At 65.2% G+C, this 16,734-nt stretch carries 17 protein-coding genes, 1 tRNA gene and 1 other RNA gene; 6 read left to right on the forward strand and 13 right to left on the reverse strand.

Annotation, left to right across the window (positions count from 1 at the left end; translation table 11 throughout):
- Positions 1 to 81: 81 nt before the first annotated feature.
- Positions 82 to 459 (reverse strand): VOC family protein, encoded by a 378-nt coding sequence (locus N2K99_RS10355; protein ID WP_227923757.1) that lies wholly within the window; start codon positions 457 to 459, stop codon positions 82 to 84.
- Positions 460 to 987: 528 nt separating this feature from the next.
- Here N2K99_RS10355 and N2K99_RS10360 point away from each other — a divergent pair.
- Both N2K99_RS10360 and N2K99_RS10365 read left to right on the forward strand, forming a co-directional pair.
- Entirely contained in the window at positions 988 to 2,145 is a 1,158-nt protein-coding gene (locus N2K99_RS10360; protein ID WP_227933700.1) for an acyl-CoA dehydrogenase family protein, read from the forward strand.
- Positions 2,146 to 2,185: 40 nt separating this feature from the next.
- On the forward strand, positions 2,186 to 2,758 hold the full coding sequence (locus N2K99_RS10365) for a peptide deformylase (protein WP_227923754.1): 573 nt from the start codon (positions 2,186 to 2,188) through the stop codon (positions 2,756 to 2,758).
- A gap of 80 nt (positions 2,759 to 2,838) precedes the next feature.
- Here N2K99_RS10365 and N2K99_RS10370 read toward each other — a convergent pair whose 3' ends face one another.
- The 3 genes from N2K99_RS10370 to rnpB all read right to left on the reverse strand — a co-directional run bounded on the left by N2K99_RS10370 (position 2,839) and on the right by rnpB (position 6,256).
- The gene (locus N2K99_RS10370) at positions 2,839 to 4,266 is read right to left on the reverse strand and encodes a glyceraldehyde-3-phosphate dehydrogenase (RefSeq protein WP_231709540.1); all 1,428 of its coding nucleotides are present in this window, start codon (positions 4,264 to 4,266) and stop codon (positions 2,839 to 2,841) included.
- Positions 4,267 to 4,418: 152 nt separating this feature from the next.
- Positions 4,419 to 5,726: an MFS transporter gene (locus N2K99_RS10375; RefSeq protein ID WP_227933701.1), complete on the reverse strand. Its 1,308-nt coding sequence runs from the start codon at positions 5,724 to 5,726 to the stop codon at positions 4,419 to 4,421.
- Positions 5,727 to 5,850: 124 nt separating this feature from the next.
- Positions 5,851 to 6,256, reverse strand: an RNA gene (gene rnpB / locus N2K99_RS10380) — RNase P RNA component class A.
- Between the two features lie 78 nt (positions 6,257 to 6,334).
- On the opposite strand from rnpB, the gene N2K99_RS10385 reads away from it, so the two are divergent.
- Positions 6,335 to 7,099, forward strand: coding sequence for a YaaA family protein (locus N2K99_RS10385; RefSeq protein ID WP_227933702.1), 765 nt, complete (start codon positions 6,335 to 6,337; stop codon positions 7,097 to 7,099).
- 4 nt (positions 7,100 to 7,103) lie between these two features.
- Here N2K99_RS10385 and N2K99_RS10390 read toward each other — a convergent pair whose 3' ends face one another.
- The 3 genes from N2K99_RS10390 to N2K99_RS10400 all read right to left on the reverse strand — a co-directional run bounded on the left by N2K99_RS10390 (position 7,104) and on the right by N2K99_RS10400 (position 9,793).
- Positions 7,104 to 8,063, reverse strand: coding sequence for a reverse transcriptase-like protein (locus N2K99_RS10390; RefSeq protein ID WP_308036394.1), 960 nt, complete (start codon positions 8,061 to 8,063; stop codon positions 7,104 to 7,106).
- 3 nt (positions 8,064 to 8,066) lie between these two features.
- Complete coding sequence (locus N2K99_RS10395) at positions 8,067 to 8,807, reverse strand: zinc ribbon domain-containing protein (protein WP_227923745.1); 741 nt, start codon at positions 8,805 to 8,807, stop codon at positions 8,067 to 8,069.
- A gap of 77 nt (positions 8,808 to 8,884) precedes the next feature.
- Positions 8,885 to 9,793, reverse strand: coding sequence for a Nif3-like dinuclear metal center hexameric protein (locus tag N2K99_RS10400; protein ID WP_227933703.1), 909 nt, complete (start codon positions 9,791 to 9,793; stop codon positions 8,885 to 8,887).
- Positions 9,794 to 9,921: 128 nt separating this feature from the next.
- On the opposite strand from N2K99_RS10400, the gene msrA reads away from it, so the two are divergent.
- The 3 genes from msrA to epsC all read left to right on the forward strand — a co-directional run bounded on the left by msrA (position 9,922) and on the right by epsC (position 12,098).
- Positions 9,922 to 10,446 carry a peptide-methionine (S)-S-oxide reductase MsrA gene (gene msrA, locus N2K99_RS10405; protein WP_227923740.1) on the forward strand — a complete coding sequence of 175 codons (525 nt, stop codon included), beginning with the start codon at positions 9,922 to 9,924 and terminating at the stop codon, positions 10,444 to 10,446.
- Between the two features lie 83 nt (positions 10,447 to 10,529).
- Positions 10,530 to 11,465, forward strand: a complete 936-nt coding sequence (cysK, locus tag N2K99_RS10410; protein WP_227923738.1) for a cysteine synthase A — start codon at positions 10,530 to 10,532, stop codon at positions 11,463 to 11,465.
- A 48-nt stretch (positions 11,466 to 11,513) separates the two neighbouring features.
- Positions 11,514 to 12,098 (forward strand): serine O-acetyltransferase EpsC, encoded by a 585-nt coding sequence (gene epsC, locus N2K99_RS10415; protein WP_227923736.1) that lies wholly within the window; start codon positions 11,514 to 11,516, stop codon positions 12,096 to 12,098.
- Between the two features lie 66 nt (positions 12,099 to 12,164).
- Here epsC and gndA read toward each other — a convergent pair whose 3' ends face one another.
- The 6 genes from gndA to N2K99_RS10445 all read right to left on the reverse strand — a co-directional run bounded on the left by gndA (position 12,165) and on the right by N2K99_RS10445 (position 16,658).
- Entirely contained in the window at positions 12,165 to 13,601 is a 1,437-nt protein-coding gene (gene gndA, locus N2K99_RS10420) for an NADP-dependent phosphogluconate dehydrogenase (protein ID WP_227933704.1), read from the reverse strand.
- Positions 13,602 to 13,726: 125 nt separating this feature from the next.
- Complete coding sequence (locus tag N2K99_RS10425) at positions 13,727 to 14,584, reverse strand: serine hydrolase (RefSeq protein WP_227933705.1); 858 nt, start codon at positions 14,582 to 14,584, stop codon at positions 13,727 to 13,729.
- Between the two features lie 86 nt (positions 14,585 to 14,670).
- Positions 14,671 to 14,746: transfer RNA gene (locus N2K99_RS10430), tRNA-Val, on the reverse strand.
- Positions 14,747 to 14,830: 84 nt separating this feature from the next.
- Positions 14,831 to 15,781 carry an NAD-dependent protein deacetylase gene (locus tag N2K99_RS10435; protein WP_227933706.1) on the reverse strand — a complete coding sequence of 317 codons (951 nt, stop codon included), beginning with the start codon at positions 15,779 to 15,781 and terminating at the stop codon, positions 14,831 to 14,833.
- Positions 15,778 to 16,242: a peroxiredoxin gene (locus N2K99_RS10440; protein WP_227933707.1), complete on the reverse strand. Its 465-nt coding sequence runs from the start codon at positions 16,240 to 16,242 to the stop codon at positions 15,778 to 15,780. The genes N2K99_RS10435 and N2K99_RS10440 overlap by 4 nt, the downstream gene beginning before the upstream one ends.
- Entirely contained in the window at positions 16,239 to 16,658 is a 420-nt protein-coding gene (locus N2K99_RS10445; protein WP_227923726.1) for a DUF3052 domain-containing protein, read from the reverse strand. The genes N2K99_RS10440 and N2K99_RS10445 overlap by 4 nt, the downstream gene beginning before the upstream one ends.
- Positions 16,659 to 16,734 lie beyond the last annotated feature (76 nt).

Genomic DNA, 16,734 nt, shown 5'->3' on the forward strand with positions numbered 1-16,734 from the left:
ATGCCTGCCGGTGTCGGTTTTGTTCAGAACTGAAGACCTCAGATGCCCTGGTCATAGTGTCAACGTAGTCGAGAGACGCTGTTACTCGCTGGGGGCTCCATCAGTCCATATGCCGAAGGACACCCCACATGGATCTTGGAACGTTGCGAACCAGCGGTCATCGCCGCCGAGGGCAGTTCTGCTTCGTTCGACCTGGCCCCCGAGCTCTCTGACTCGTGAGAGGAAGCCTTCGAGGTCATCAGTTTCGAAATAGACCCGGGTTCCGGCCGTAGGCGCCGTTCCTACGGTTGCACGCTGAAGACCGCCAATTCCCGACTCGCCACTTCTGATGATCCAGTAGCTCGCATCGAGCTCTGAATCCTCGAACGCGGGGGCGAACGTCCAACCTTGGAGATCGCAGTGGAACGACATGAACTTGTCGGGGGCTTCGGTCTCGACTTCCCACCAGACGATGTTCATAAGGGCATGCTAGCGGACGGCCAGCGGTCTTTGGTGCCGAGACCTACTTCAGCCCGCGCTCCGCGTACTGGACCGAGTGGGCTCACGGTGCTCGACCGAGGTCGAATCCGCCATCCGCATTCCTTTCGGTGACGGCGCGCCCTGTATGCGGCCAGGGAATGGGCATGGGAAAGCACCCGTCGCGGATGCCGGCGTTTACTGGGCGGCCGGGTCGCCGTGGTAATCTCTTTCTTGAATTTCAGCGGCCAGCGGCATTTTGAGCGAACAACATAAGCGGCCGGCTCCCATCGGATTTCCGCGGCATCACAGGGCCGCAGTCTGTCGTTCCGTTGGCAAAACCCGGCAGCGGACACCGGGCGCAGCGGGCGGAGTTTAGCGCTTTGACGAACCGTCCCAGGAGTGTCCGGGCCGCCGATAGGTTTGTGTTTCACTGTATTCGGCAGGCGTTGTGCAACGCCTCCGGCGGGCAGCAGCCCCGGGCAAAGACCACTACGCCTATGCGTGGCTTATCAATGAGGAGGCGCCGCCTTGGAGCGCAGACTGTTCGAAGAGGACCATGAGCTGTTCCGGGAAGTCGTCCGGGAATTCGATTCCCGCGAAGTCGCCGCCGGGTACCCGGAATGGGACGCGGCGCACATGATGCCCCGCCGGCTCTGGAAAGCCGCCGGCGAGCAGGGCCTGCTCGGTTTGGCCGTCCCCGAGGAGTTCGGCGGCGCCGGCATGCCGGATTACCGCTTCCGCGCCGTGATGGACGAGGAATTTGCCCGCTCCAACCACCTCGCCGTCGGCCTCACCTTCCATCTGCATGACGACATGGTCCTCCCCCACCTGCTGGCCTACGGCTCCGACGAGCTGAAGGAATACTGGCTGCCCGGCATGGTGTCCGGAGATAAGGTCACCTCGGTGGCCTGGACCGAGCCCGGAGCTGGCAGCGACCTGCGCGGCATCCGCACCAAGGCGGTCCGCACCGACGACGGCGACTGGCGCCTCAGCGGCCAGAAGACCTTCATCGGCAACGGCATCAGCGGAGATGCGTCCCTGGTCCTTGCCCGGACAGACGGCGGCACCGGGCGCGGACAGCGCGATTCGTTCAGCATGTTCATGGTGGAGAAAACCGAGGGCTACAGCACCGGCCGCCAGCTCGACAAGATGGGCCTGAAGGCCTCCGACACCGCTGAGCTCTTCTTCGACGATGTTCACGTCCCGTCCGCCAACCTCGTGGGCGAAGTCGGCCGCGGGCTGGAGTACGCCGAGGGGCAGCTTCCCCAGGGCCGGCTGGCCATCGCCGTCGCCTCCTCCGCCGTCGCCCGGCAGATCTACGAAGCCACCGTGGAATACACGAAAAACCGCAACGCCTTCGGGGACCGGATCGCCGATTTCCAGAACAGCCGTTTTGCACTGGCGGACATCCTCACCGAGGTTGAAGTCACCGAAGCCTACGTCGATTCGGCCATCCTTGCCTTCAACGAAGGAAAGCTCGACGCCGTCTCGGCCGCCAAGGCAAAGCTCTGGGCCAGCGAACGGGCCAAGTCCATCACGGACCGCTGCCTGCAGCTGCACGGCGGCTACGGCTACATCCTGGAATACCCGGTGGCCCAGGCCTTCCTGGCGGCCCGCCTGCTGACCATCTTCGGCGGCACCAGCGAAATCATGCGGGAAGTCATCGGGCGCGGCATCGTCCGCTGAGCCCGGTTCCCGGCACCAACACCACGAGAGAAAGACAGTAATGACCGTTCGTCCCATCGTCATCCACGGAGAACCCGTACTGCACCGCAGGGCGGCCGAGGTGGAAGAGTTCAATGACGAACTGCGCACCCTGGTTGCCGACATGTTCGAAACCATGGACGTCGCCAACGGCGTCGGCCTCGCAGCCCCGCAGATCGGCGTCGGCCTGCGCCTGTTCACCTTCGACTACGAGAACGACGACGACGCTCCGAACCGCGGCGTCGTCATCAACCCGGTCCTGATCACGTCCAAGATCCCGGGTTCCGCCCCCGATCCGGACGAAACCTCCGAAGGCTGCCTCTCCGTACCCGGCGAGAACTTCCCGGTGAACCGGGCCGAGTGGGCCAAGGTCAGCGGCTTCGACGAGTTCGGCGCGCCCGTGCAGTTCGAGGCGACGGACTGGTTTGCCCGGGTGATCCAGCATGAGTACGACCACCTCGACGGCAAGCTCTACGTGGACCGGCTTACCGACCGGTGGAGCCGGAAGGCCCGGAAGGTGCTGAAGGCACAGGGCTGGACCGTGCCGGGCCATACCTGGATGCCGGGCGTGGACCCGGACCCGTTCGGCCACTGAGTCCGTCCGTACCGGCACCGCCCCGTCATGCACGAAGGGCCCGCAGGCATAAGCCTGCGGGCCCTATGCGTTGCCGGCTGCTAGCCGGCGATGGCTGCCAGCGACTGTGCCTTGGGGAAGGCCGGCGGGTTGACGTGCGCCATCTCCTCCAGGACCCGGACCACCTGGCAGCTGTACCCGAATTCGTTGTCGTACCAGACGTACAGCACGAGGTTCTTGCCGTTGGAAATGGTCGCGAGACCGTCCACGATCCCGGCACGCTTGGAACCCACGAAGTCGCTGGACACCACCTCGGGTGAGGCAATGTAGTCGATCTGCTTGTGCAGCGGCGAGTTCAACGAGGTTTCGCGCAGGAAGGTGTTTACTTCGTCCCTGGTGGTGGCGCTTTCCAGGTTCAGGTTGAGGATGGCCATCGACACGTCCGGGGTGGGAACGCGGATCGCGTTGCCGCTGAGCTTGCCTTCCAGTTCCGGCAGTGCCTTGGCAACCGCCTTCGCGGCACCGGTTTCCGTGATGACCATGTTCAGGGCCGCGGAACGCCCGCGCCGGTCGCCGTTGTGGAAGTTGTCGATCAGGTTCTGGTCATTGGTGAAGGAATGCACCGTTTCCACGTGCCCGTTCACAATGCCGTACTTGTCGTTAAGGACCTTGAGTACCGGGGTGATGGCGTTGGTGGTGCAGGAGGCAGCCGTAATGATCCGGTCCTCGTCCGTGATGGAACCGTGGTTGATCCCGTGCACGATGTTCTTCAGGTTCCCCTTGCCCGGTGCGGTCAGCAGCACCCGGGACACGCCCTTAGCGGCCAGGTGCTGGGACAGGCCTTTCTCATCGCGCCAGCGGCCGGTGTTGTCCACCACCACCGCGTCGTTGATTCCGTACGCCGTGTAATCCACGGTCGCCGGATCATTGGAGTAAATGACCTGGATCAGGGTGCCGTTGGCGAGGATGGTGTTTTTTTCCTCGTCCACCGTGATGGTGCCGTTGAAGGCACCGTGCACCGAATCCCGGCGGAGCAGGCTGGCGCGCTTCACGAGATCGTTTTCGGAGCCCTTCCGCACCACGATCGCACGCAGCCGCAGGCCCTGCCCGCCGCCGGCCTTCTCAACGAGGATCCGGGCCAGGAGCCGTCCGATGCGTCCAAAGCCGTAGAGGACGACGTCGGTGCTCGTCCGCTCGTCGGCTCCGCTCTTGCCGGCGACGTCGGCCAGTTCCGCGCGCAGGAACTCGGTGAGGTCCCCACCCTGCTCCTTGTACTTGTTGCTCAGCCGGGCCAGGTCCACGGACGCGGCACCCAGTTCCAGCTCGGTCAGGGCCAGGAGCAACGGGTAGGTCTCTGCGACCGGCAGTTCGGTTTCGTCGATCTGGCGGGCGAACCGGTGCGCCTTCAGAATGTCGATAACCGACTTGTTGACGAGTGGACGCCCATAGACCGAGGTCACCACGCTGTTTTCCCGGTAGAGCCGCCCGATAAGCGGAATCATGGCCTCGGCGAGGGCCTCCCGATCCATCCAGGCATCAAGGCACGTATCCGAATTGGAGCTCACAGAACTTCACATCCTTTTCTCAGCCGGCACTGCGTTGTGCCGGTTGGCGGTAATCCCTACCAGTGTATTAGGACACATCAACCCCACCGGACCCATGGCTGAGAGATCGGTCACAATCAGGAGGTGTGCAGGCCGGTTCCGGCGCGGGTGGCGGCCAGCTCATCCGTTCTCGGGGGTTCCAGCTCCGCGAGATCCCGGACCCGGCGCAGCGGGCCGAAGACAGCGGTCAACGGGGCCAGCGCGGCCACCAGTATTCCGATCAGGATCGCCCCCCGGATATCCATCACCTCGACCAGCAGCCCGGCGGCAAAGGCCGCGACGGCGAGCATGCCCCAGGTCACCATCCGCTGGGCGGACCCGAGGCGGCCGAGCATCTGCGGCGGGCAGACCCGCTGGCGGAAGGTCGTGGAGACGACAATGTTCAAGGCAATGGAAAAGCCCGCAATAAAGAGTCCGACGAAGCCGGCAGTCATCCCCCAGCCCGGAGAGATAAACAGCAGGCTCGCGTATCCGCCTACTACCGGGAGCATCGAATACCGCCACACGCGCCCGGAGCCGAGACGGCCGGAGATCCACTTGGCGGACAAGCCGCCGATGGTTCCCCCCACCGCCGTAGCTGCCGTCAGGAGGCCCAGCATGCCCGGAGACTCTCCGAGGGAACGGATCACCAGCAGGACCAGCAGGGACACCACAATGTTGCCGCCGAGGTTCCAGAGCGCTCCGGTGATGAGCAGCATGCGCAGGGGCACGGTACTGAAGGTGTAGCGCAGCCCCTCCCCCATGTCCCGGAAAACCCTCCGGTCCTTCGACCGGTCGGGACGGGCCTCGGCAACGTCCAGCCGGAGAATCGCCGTCAGGGAGGCAAGGGAGGCGGCGACCTGCAGCAACAGAGCATTGGATGCCCCCCAGGCATCCGTGACCCAGCCGCCCACCGCCCGGCCGCCGGCGTCGCCCAGGGCACCGGAACCCGTCATGAGCCCGTTTCCCTCCACCAGTTCCTCGCGGTCCACCGCGGCAGGCACGAGTGCCTGCTCGGCAAGGGTAAAGAACACCGCTGCGAGTCCTGCGCCGAAAGACACCGCGAACAACTGGGTAACCGTGAGGGCCCCCAGCCACCACGCCACCGGCAGGCTGGCCAGCAGGAGCGTCCGCACGGCAAGCGAAACCACTATCAGCGGCCGCCGCCGGTGTCTGTCCACCAGCACGCCGATGGGCAGTGCGAACAGGAGCCAGGGAAGGAAGGTCATACCGGAAAGGACGGCAACCGTGGAGTTCGAGGCGTCCAGTTCCGTCACCGCTATCACCGGCAGGGCCACGCTGGTTACGGCAGTGCCGAATATTCCGGCGGTCGAAGAGATCCACAGCCGTCGGAAATTTGCATTTCGCAGAACCAGGGGCTTCCTTGCCGCCTCCGTGTGGGACATTGCCACAGACTAGCCCAGCACCGGATGAATAAAACGAGTCAACGTGCCGGAAAAGGAATATTGCACGAAAGCTTTGCGAACAGTGCGGAAACCTTTGGCTGCTGCGCACGGCCGCGGAAGTATGTGGACGGGTTGGCCGATAAGCCGGGTTTTGTACGCCCGGACCGTTACCGGACCGGGAGCGGCAATCATCCATCTAGGGCAGCCGTTGCCGGCTGCCTCAAGCGGCCTACCCGGACACATCGGGCGGGCAGCCCTCAAACGTGTCCTGTATGGCCTTGCTCCGGGTGGGGTTTACCTAGCCGTCCCGGTCACCCGGGACGCTGGTGGTCTCTTACACCGCCTTTTCACCCTTACCTGCTCAGGCTGCAAAGCAGCGTAAGCCGGCGGTTTCTTTTCTGTGGCACTGGCCTGCGGGTTTCCCCGAGTGGGCGTTACCCACCACCCTGCCCTGCGGAGCCCGGACTTTCCTCGGCGGCTGCGGTTTCCCCAAAAGGAATCCGCGCCGACGCGATTGCCTGGCCAACCCGTCCACAGTCAACTCTACCGTCCCGCAGGCACTGCCCCTGTCCGGAGCCTGCAGCGGCCGGCTCGCGTAGGATTAACCGGTGCTGATTCTGCTCCCGCCCTCCGAAGGAAAAACCCCCGCAGTGTCCGGGCCGGTCCTGGACCCGTCCCGGCTGCATTTCCCGCTGCTTTCCGAACCCCGCGCGCTGGTACTCAAGGCCCTGGCCGAAGCCAGCAGCTCCGAGGATGCCCTGGCGGTCCTAGGGGTGGGTGCAACCCTTGCCCCGGAGGTACGGCGCAATACCGCCCTGGACAATGAGCCCTGCGCGCCTGCTCACCGGGTCTACACGGGTGTGTTGTACGACGCGCTGGGCTACGCGTCGCTTCCGCCGGCAGTGCAGCGGCGTGCAGACGATGCCGTGCTGGTGATGTCCGCTCTGTGGGGTGCCCTCGGCTTTGCGGATCCGATTCCGGCGTACCGGCTCTCGATGTCAGTGCGGCTTCCGGAGACCGGGCGCCTTGCCGCCTTCTGGAAGCAGCACCTGACCGGTCCACTGGACGAGTACGCCGGGGATTCACTGGTGGTGGACTGCCGTTCCAGCACCTATGCGGCGGCTTGGACGCCGGATCCGCAGCGCACGGCGGCGGTTAACGTATTCACCGTCCGCGACGGCCAACGCAAAGTGGTTTCGCACTTCGCCAAGCACACCCGCGGCGAGCTGGCCCGCCATCTGCTCCTGCGCACCGGCACGGAGCCTGCGACACCGCAGGAACTGCTGGCTGCTGCACAGGAAAAGTGGGAGACCGAGCTGGTGGCCCCGGCAGGCCGGAAGCCGTACCAGCTCAACCTCATCCTGGCCGGATAGCGCCCTAGCCGGCCACCAGTTCCACTTCGAAGCCCTCTTCGTTTTCCAGATAGGCGGCGTAGTGCTCCGCTCCCCCGGCGTGGGGATGCCGGTCCGCGAACATCAGGGTCCAGCCGTGGCTGGCCGCACGCCGTGCCAGGAGTTCGACGTCGGCCTCCGAACCGGCGCAGAACGCGAGGTGGTTCAGTCCGGCCCGCTTCCGGGAATAGGGACCCCGTTCGACGTCGGGGCCTTCCTCGAGCACTATGTAGCCCTCGGCGCCCTGCCAGCTTGCACCGGTGGTCCAGGTGTCCTTCCGGACGTAGCCCACCCGTTCCAGCAGCCAGCCCAGGGACTTTTCGGCCGCAGCGAAATCGTTGACCCAGATCTCCGTGTGATGCAGCCGTCCCGTGGGGGCGGCCGCAGGAGCAGGAGACGACGCCGCTTCGAGTACCGCCGCGGCGGCGGCTGCCTTGGTCTCCGCACCGGCGCGCGGCTTCCACGGAACACCGGCCGTGCCGGCGTCCATGGCCTCATTGGACAACCGGTCCGCGTCCTTGTTCAGTTCCCGCGGAATCCACTGGTATTTCACCCGCTGCGGATTGACGATCGAACGTGCCTTCGCCGCAAGTTTCTGCATGTCGGCATGCTTGATCTTCCAGCGGCCGCTCATCTGCTCGACCACGAGCTTGGAATCCATCTTCGCCAGGATCCAGCAGTCCGGGTCGATGCTGTGCGCCAACTCCAGGGCCGCGATAAGGCCTGAATACTCGGCAACGTTATTGGACACCCGGCCCACGTATTCGGCCTTTTCAGCCAGGATGCGGCCGGAGTCAGGATCGCGGACCAGCGCGCCGTAACCGGCGATACCCGGATTGCCCCGCGACCCCCCGTCGGCTTCCACAATCAGGGTCCGCCGGGAGCTGCCGGCGGAGGCACGGCGGGGTTCCTCGCCGGAGTCGGGCTCCGGGTCAAACAATGTCACCGCTTAGCTGCCCCACTCGGCAGAGCGGACCAGGATGCAGCCCGAATCCGGGCAGAACACAATCTCGTCTTCCGCGGCCTTGCGGATGTCGGCAAGGTCACCGGGGCTCAGCTGCATACCCGATCCCTCGGAGGTGCCGTGGAAGAGCCGGGCGGCGCCGATGCCGTGCTTTGACAGGGTCTTTTCGTAGACGGCAAGCAACGCGGTATCGAAGCTGTCGGCAAGCTCTGCGCGGCGGGCTTCGGCGTCGGAACGGTCCGCGGCAATGACGGCGAGTTCGGCGTCGCGCTTCTCCTCCAGTTCCCGGCGCTTCTCGTGCAGGGATGTCAGTGCTTCACCGGCTTCGGCTTCGCGGGTGCGGGCAGCCTCGAGCCGTTCCATCACATCGAGTTCGACGTCTTCAAGGTCGGACCGGCGGCGTTCGAGGGACACGATTTCCGCCTGCAGCGCCGTGAGCTCCTTGGAGCCGCCCTTGCCGCTGTCCAGGTGCTGCTGGTCGCGGGCCATCCGTGCAACCACGGACGCTACGTCCGCTTCGGCGCGGGTGAGCTCACGTTCAATGTCGGCCACTTCCGTGCCGGCTGCCACGCGTGCGCTTTCAGCTGCGGCGACGGCACCGGCCAGGGACGCGATCTCGGGATTGTTGCTAACGTTGCGGGCCTGATTGCGCAGGGACTTGATCCTGCTGTCCAGGGCCTGCAGATCCAGCAGCCTCAGCTGCTCCGCGGGCGATGCTTTTGCCACCGGTTACCTCCGTGTATATCCGGGCCTGCCTGGCCCGGCTCTCCTAAGCCTATGCCACCGCCGGGGATCACTTCAGCCTACGGCGTCAGTACGAAGTCCCACGGATCTGTGTTCACGCCGCTGACGCGCACGTCAGCGGCGAAGCCCTGGTCCGTCAGGACGTTTTCGAGGGCGTTCGCGGCCGGCGTCAGCCACAGCCATTCGCTGCCGAAGTGGGAGACGTCCATGAGGTACGGACGGCCGTTTCCGGCAAGGGCACGCTCCCGCAGTTCCGACGCCGGGTGGTGGCGCAGGTCCGCGGTGACGTAGACGTCGGCGCGCTGGGCCCGGACGGCGTCGAACAGGCTGTCACCGGCTCCGCCGCAGACGGCCACCCGGCGGACCAGGCCCTGCGGGTCGCCCGCCACGCGGACGCCGCCGGCGACGGCGGGCAGGAGGCTGAAGACGCGTTCGGCGAAGTCCGCCAGCGAAAGCATCTCGGGAAGATCCCCGACCCGGCCGATCCCCTCTTCGGGCAGGCCTTCCGCAGCGGGAACCAGCGGCGTGACGTTCCGGAGCCCGAAGGCGTCTGCGAGCACGTCGGACACGCCCCCGACGGCGCTGTCGCCGTTGGTGTGCACCGTCAACAGGGCGCAGCCGCCCTCGATCAGCCGGTGCACTGTCTCGCCCTTGAACGAGTTGGCAGCTACGGAGTTGACCGGTTTCAGCAGCAGGGGGTGATGGGTCACGAGCAGGTCCGCTCCCCATTCAAGGGCCTCGTCGATGACTTCACGGGTGGGATCAACCGCGAACAGGATCCGCCGGACCTCCCGGTCGCCGCGGCCTGCAACAAGGCCGGGCGCGTCCCAGTCCTCGGCCAGTGATTCGGGCCAGAGTTCTTCGGCTGCCAGCAGTACGTCGCCAAGGGTGGGTGTGTCGCTGCCGCCGGTGGCCTGGTCAGGTTCAGTGTCTGCGCCGGCGCGCTCGTGGGGGTGATCCGCTTCCATGACTTTAGTTCTACCCGCTGCCGTTGCCGTGCTCAATTCCGCCGCGCCTGCCGTGACGGAACGAACACCGCCGCACCCGGTTGCCGGACATCGGGAATCAAAGCGGGACGTGATGCCTTGTTAAGGGCATGAAGACGTATGTATTAGGCGGAGGCTGCTTTTGGTGCCTCGATGCTCTTTACCGCAAGGTCCGCGGCGTAACCGACGTAGTTTCCGGCTACACAGGGGGCGCGGTGGACAACCCGGACTATGACAGCGTGAGCGCCGGGATCACCGGGCACGCAGAAGTAGTGGCCGTGACCTTTGACGAGGACATGATCCCCCCGGAAGTCATCCTGGACATGTTCTTCTCGCAGCATGATCCCACCACCCTGAACCGACAGGGCTACGACGTCGGCACCCAGTACCGGTCCTCGATGTTCTACCGGGACGAGGATCAGCGCAAGGAATTCGAAGCTGCGATTGAGCGTGCCCGGGAGAACTGGAAGGACCCGATCGTCACCGAGATCGTGCCCCTTCCCCGGTTTTACCCGGCGGAGGATTTCCACCAGGATTTCTACGCCAAGCACCCCGGCCAGGGTTACTGTCAGGTGATTATTAATCCGAAGCTGGCCAAGGCCCGCAAGTATTACTCCGAATGGCTTCAGGACTAGGGCTGTCCGGCCGCGCCGATAGGCTGGAACGGGCATACCTGAGTCCGGCTTTTTAAAGCAATGTTGAAGGAATAGAGGAAACCATGGCTCGTATTTATGACGATGTAACCCAGCTCGTAGGCGGTACCCCGCTGGTCCGCCTGAACCGGCTTGCCGAGGGGCTTCCCGCCCAGGTGGCCGTGAAGCTGGAGTTCTACAACCCGGCCAACAGCGTCAAGGACCGGATCGGCGTAGCCATTGTCGACGCCGCCGAGAAGGCCGGCGCGCTTCAGCCCGGCGGCACCATCGTGGAGGGCACCTCCGGCAATACCGGCATCGCCCTGGCCATGGTGGGCGCTGCCCGCGGCTACAAGGTGATCCTCACCATGCCCGAAACCATGTCCACGGAACGCCGTGTCATGCTCCGCGCCTACGGTGCGGAGATTGTCCTCACCCCCGGCGCCGAAGGCATGCGCGGAGCAGTGGACAAGGCCAAGGAAATCGTGGCCACCACTGAAAACGCCATCTGGGCGCAGCAGTTCGCCAACGAAGCGAACCCGGCCGTACACCGCGCCACCACCGCCGAGGAAATCTGGGCCGACACCGATGGAAAGGTGGACATCTTCGTGGCCGGCATCGGCACCGGCGGCACCATCACCGGCGTCGGGCAGGTCCTGAAGGAACGCAAGCCGGACGTGAAGATCGTGGCCGTAGAGCCCAAGGACTCCGCCATCCTCAACGGCGGATCCCCCGGACCCCACAAGATCCAGGGCATCGGTGCCAACTTCGTCCCCGAGATCCTGGACACCACCGTCTACGACGAGGTCTTTGACGCCTCCATCGAGGATTCCGTAGCCACGGCCCGCGCACTGGGCACCCAGGAGGGCATCCTCGGCGGTATCTCCTCCGGTGCCATCGTCTGGGCTGCACTGGAACTCGCCAAGCGCGAAGAGAACGCCGGTAAGCTGATTGTTGCCACCGTCTGCGACTTCGGAGAACGCTACATCTCCACGGTCCTGTACGACGACATCCGCGGTTAGTCCGCGTTCCGTCCCTGCTGGACGGACCATCCGAGCAGAAAGTTCTCTGTGAGTCTGTTAGCCCGACTGCGCGAAGACCTCGACGCCGCCGCATCGCACGATCCGGCGGCCAGAGGCTCGCTCGAAAACCTCGTTGTCTACTCCGGCCTGCATGCCATCTGGATGCACCGGCTGACGCACCGCATGTGGGCTCGGCCGCCGCTGCGGTTCCCGGCCCGCGTGCTCTCGCAGGTGACCCGTTTCGCCACCGGCATCGAAATCCACCCCGGAGCGACCATCGGCCGCCGGTTCTTTATCGACCACGGCATGGGGGTGGTCATCGGCGAGACGGCGGAGATCGGCAACGACGTCATGCTTTACCACGGGGTGACCCTGGGCGGCCGTTCGCTGGCCAAAGTCAAGCGCCACCCGACCATCTGCGACGGCGTCACCGTAGGCGCGGGAGCAAAGATCCTGGGGCCGGTGACCATTGGTGCGAACAGTGCGGTGGGAGCCAACGCCGTGGTGGTCAAGGATGCCCCGGCGGATTCGATCATCACCGGCATTCCGGCCAAGTGGCGGCATCGGGACACCAAGATGACCCAGCCCGCGGTGGACCCGGCCGAATACATCGATCCGGCCATTTACATCTAGCCGGAACAGCTCACTAAAAAGGTCCGCAGCATCAGCTGCGGACCTTTTTAGTACCCGTTGGGTTTCTTAGTGGGTGTCCACTGCCTCGACCTCGGCGCGGTCTTCGCCCCACATGGTGTGGAAGGTTCCTTCGGCGTCGACCCGGTGGTAGGTGTGTGCACCGAACAGGTCCCGCAGGCCCTGCGTCAGTGCGGCCGGAAGCCGCTTGCGGCGCAGGCCGTCGTAGTAGGCCAGCGAGGAGGAGAACACCGGCACGGGAATGCCCAGCTGCACGGCGACGGAGACCACGCGGCGCCAGGCCGGGACGGCTGCGGCGATCGACTCCGCGAACGCCGGGGCGAACAGCAGGTTCGCGGGAGCTTCGCTGCCGGCGTAGGCCTTCATGATGTCGTCCAGCAGTTCCGCGCGGATGATGCAGCCGGCACGCCACAGCGAGGCGATCTCGTCCAGCTTCAGTTCCCAGCCGTATTCCTTGGCTGCAGCGTTAAGCATGTCAATGCCCTGCGCGTAGCTGACCAGCTTGGAGGCGTAGAGGGCCTGCCGCACATCGTCGACGAACGTATCGGGAAGCTCGACGGCGGTTTCCTCGCCCTGGAGCGTGTGCTGTGCAACCTCGCGTTGTCCGCGCTGGGAGGACAGTGCGCGGGCGAAGACCGACTCGGCGATGGCCGAAACCGGGGAACCCAGGTCCAGGCCGGAGACGACCGTCCAGCGTCCGGTGCCTTTCTGCCCGGCGGAGTCCACCACTACGTCCACGAACGGTTTCCCGGTCCGGGCGTCCACATGGCCCAGGACCTCCGCGGTGATTTCGATCAGGAAGGAGCTGAGCTGGCCGGTGTTCCACTCGTTGAAGATCTTGGCCTGCTCGGCCGGTTCAATGCCGGCGGCGGAGCGCAGCAGGTCGTAGGCCTCGCCGATCACCTGCATGTCCGCGTATTCGATGCCGTTGTGCACCATCTTCACAAAGTGGCCGGCCCCGTCGGTGCCGATCCAGGTGCAGCAGGGCTCGCCGTCGTACTTCGCCGCGATTTTCTCCAGCATCGGGCCCAGGGAATCGTAGGACTCGCGGGAACCGCCGGGCATGATGGAGGGGCCCAGGAGGGCTCCCTCTTCACCGCCGGACACGCCGACGCCGACAAAGTGCAGGTCCTTCTCGGCCAGGGCGGCCTCGCGGCGGCGGGTGTCTTCGAAATGCGAGTTGCCGCCGTCGATCACGATGTCGCCCGGCTCCAGCAGCGGAACCAGCTGGCCGATCACCGAGTCCACCGGCGCTCCGGCCTTGACCATGATCAGTACGCGGCGCGGTTTCTCCAGTGAGTCGACCAGTTCCTGCAGCGTCTCGGTGCGGATGAAGTCCCCCTCATCGCCGTGGGCGGAAAGCAGGGCATCCGTTTTCTCGATGGAACGGTTGTGCAGGGCCACCGTGTAACCGTTGCGGGCGAGATTGCGGGCGAGGTTTGCACCCATGACGGCAAGGCCGGTTACACCAATTTGTGCACTCAAGTTCTCTCCAAGGATGGTTCGGGTGCCCGGCGGGCACGGGGACGGCACAGGATCATTGCGCCGTGTTCACGCTCCAGCCTATGCTTCTTCGGCGTCCGGCCGCCACAGGGGCCCGGGTCGCGGGATCAGGCCCCATCTTCGTAGCCGTTGATCACCGAGGCAACGCCTTCGATAATCCCGATCCCCTCCTCGAGCGTGGAGTTCCGGGAACTGAGCACAACAATGCTGTAGTCACTGTCTCCGGCCCGGACGAACCCGGCGCTGCCCACGTTCCACACGGCGTCGTCATCCTGCAGCCAGCCGTTCTTCAGTGCCACCTCGGCATCGGGTGCCTGCACCCCCGCATTGATCCCCCAGTTCTGCTCCGGGCAGACGTTTTCCATGAGTCCGACGGCGAACGCCATCAGGTCCGGGTCCAGCCAGTCGGCACCGCAGGCCACCGTCCGGGCAATACGCAGCTGGTCCCCTGCAGTGGTTTCGCCGGCTCCCCAGACTTCCCCGGCTTCCGTATCCTCCACCCCAATGAGCTCATAGGTACGGTTCAGTTCCTCCCGGCCCCCCAGCCGGCCGTACAGCTCGCTGGTGGCTTCGTTGTCGCTGTATTCGATCATCAGCGTTGCCAGGTTTTCTTCCTCCGCCGTGAAGCTGCGCTGCTCTTCGGTGGCCTGGCGGACCAGGGTCAGGAGGATGGGGACCTTCACCAGGCTTGCTTCGAGGTACCGTCCATCCGGGTTTTCAATCCAGGATTCCCCGGTGCGGTTGTCTTGGAGGGCCACGGAAAAATCTTCCCGCCTGTCCCCGGCCATCACGTCCAGGGCGGCTGCAATCGATTCCGGCGCCCCTGTCTCCGCGGTGCTGCCTGTGCCTTGCTCTGCTGTTGGTGGTACCTGCGGAGCGTCGTCCGGCGCCGAGCAGCCGCCCAGCAGGATCATTACGGCAAGCGCCGCACCAACGCGCTTCCGCGCCTGGAATTCCTTTGCCATCAACCCCACTCGTCCCGTACGTCTGTGCGGTTAAACCAAAAGCCGCCGTTGCCTTCCACATCTGCGGAAAGTAACGGCGGCTTCTCTGGTGGGTCCTACCGGGATCGAACCGATGACATCCACGGTGTAAACGTGGCGCTCTACCAGCTGAGCTAAAGACCCAAGACATGTTGCCCGGCCGTCAGAAACTTCTCCGCAGGCCCTGCATCACGAGGAACTACATTACCGTAAGACCGCGCCGGATGCCTAATCGGCGCCGTTCTGCCCTCCGGCCGGCAGGTCCGGGAGGTTTTCGGCCAGCCAGGTCAGGGCCGTGCTGACTCCCATATCGATCTTCAGGGTGGCCAGCGGATCCCCCCGCGTGGACCCCCGGTTGATGATGACCACCGGTTTGCCGGCCTTGGCCGCGTACCGGACAAAGCGCAGCCCGCTCATCACGGTCAGTGAGGAACCCGCCACCAGCAGGGCACCGGCGTCGTCCACCATCGAGAAGGCCCGGGCCACGCGGTCCTTGGGGACGTTCTCGCCGAAGTACACGAAGTCCGGTTTCAGCATTCCACCGCAGACGGGACAGTCCGCAACGACGAAGCTCTCGGTATCGGCGATGTCCGCGTCGGCATCCGGGGCGATCCCGCCGTCGAGCCGCACCTGCTCCAGATAACCGGGGTTCAGCTCCTGCAGCAGCCCGGCAACCTCGGAACGGGAAAAGCCGGAACGGCAGTTCAGGCAGACCACATGGTCGTAACGCCCGTGCAGGTCGATGACGTTGACGCTGCCGGCGTCCGTGTGGAGCCGGTCCACGTTCTGGGTGATCAGGCCCGAGAGCAGCCCCCGCCGTTCCAGGACCACCGCGGCCGCATGGCCGGGGTTGGGCACCGCGTGGCGCAGATGGTGCCAGCCAATGTGGTTGCGGGCCCAGTACCGGCGGCGGAGGTCCGGATCGCCGACAAACTGCTGGTAGGTCAGCGGATTCCGGGGCGGCGCGTCGGGCCCGCGGTAGTCCGGGATGCCGGAGTCCGTGCTCAGCCCGGCACCGGTCAGCAGCGCCAGCCGCTGCCCGCCCAGATAGCCGACGGCGCGCTCGAGGAGCCGCAGCTCCGCCTCGGTGGGTGCCGGAACGGACTCGAGGGCATGGCCGCTGGCAAAACCCGTGAGGCCGAGGCCCGGGCGGGAGTCCTTCGGCTGCTGCTCGCTCACAGTGCCTCCAAAGCAGTACGGTACTGCTCGAGCGGACGCGCTGCGCCCGGGTCGGAACGGATGCATGCGCGGAGGGTGCCCTCCCCGTCCATTACAAAGCTGGCGCGTTCCGCCAGCCCCTTGCCTGCGTCAAAAGCCCCAAAGGCCCGTGCCGTCTCGCCGTGCGGCCAGAAATCGGAAAGCAGGTCGAAACCGAAGCCTTCCTGCTCGGCCCAGGCGCGCAGGGTGTATTTCGAGTCACAGGATACTGCCAGCAGGCGCACGCCGGCGCCGTCGAAAAGGGCACGTTCGGACTGCAGCTCCGCGAGCTCGCCCCGGCAAACCTGGGAGAACGCGAACGGGAAAAAGACCAGCACGACGCCGGCACCCCGCAGACCGTCCAGCCGGACCTCTTCGCCGAACTGGTTGGGAAGGCAGAAGTCCGGAACAGCAGCACCTGCCGTGAGCAGGTGCGCAGTCACTTCTTGCGTCGGCTCACCAGGCGGGTTGCAGCCCAGTCCTCGGTGACGCCCGGGGAAGTGGTGACGTGCAGTCCCGCTGTGGGGGCCGCTTCCTCGATGTCGGCAGGAGGAACGTAGCCCTCACGCCCGGACTTCGGAGTCAGAACCCAGACAACGCCGCCGTCGTCGAGCGTGGTCAGGGAATCGACCAACGCGTCCACGAGGTCGCCGTCGTCGGCCCGCCACCAGAGGATGACGCCGTCCACAACATCGTGGTCGTCTTCAGTAAGCAACTCGCCGCCGATGAGGTCCTCAAGGTCCTCACGGAAGTCGAAGTCCACATCCTCGTCGTAGCCGTACTCCTGAACCAGGTCCCCGTCCTTGAAACCCAATCTGCTCGCCACGTTTTCTTCAGTGACGGCCTCGGCCTCGCTCACTTCACTCCTCCTGGTTGACTGCATGAATACAAGGGAATCACACATTTGCCTGATCTGCGCTGTCTCCGACTCAACC

This window comes from Arthrobacter sp. zg-Y1110, assembly GCF_025244865.1.
Lineage (GTDB): Bacteria > Actinomycetota > Actinomycetes > Actinomycetales > Micrococcaceae > Arthrobacter_B.

Excerpts from the sequence above, each read along its gene's own strand:
- N2K99_RS10355 (WP_227923757.1), bottom strand. The coding sequence starts at position 459 with ATGAACATCGTCTGGTGGGAAGTCGAGACCGAAGCCCCCGACAAGTTC.
- N2K99_RS10365 (WP_227923754.1), top strand. The coding sequence starts at position 2,186 with ATGACCGTTCGTCCCATCGTCATCCACGGAGAACCCGTACTGCACCGC.
- N2K99_RS10370 (WP_231709540.1), bottom strand. The coding sequence starts at position 4,266 with ATGGATCGGGAGGCCCTCGCCGAGGCCATGATTCCGCTTATCGGGCGG.
- N2K99_RS10375 (WP_227933701.1), bottom strand. The coding sequence starts at position 5,726 with ATGTCCCACACGGAGGCGGCAAGGAAGCCCCTGGTTCTGCGAAATGCA.
- N2K99_RS10400 (WP_227933703.1), bottom strand. The coding sequence starts at position 9,793 with ATGGAAGCGGATCACCCCCACGAGCGCGCCGGCGCAGACACTGAACCT.
- msrA (WP_227923740.1), top strand. The coding sequence starts at position 9,922 with ATGAAGACGTATGTATTAGGCGGAGGCTGCTTTTGGTGCCTCGATGCT.
- cysK (WP_227923738.1), top strand. The coding sequence starts at position 10,530 with ATGGCTCGTATTTATGACGATGTAACCCAGCTCGTAGGCGGTACCCCG.
- N2K99_RS10425 (WP_227933705.1), bottom strand. The coding sequence starts at position 14,584 with ATGGCAAAGGAATTCCAGGCGCGGAAGCGCGTTGGTGCGGCGCTTGCC.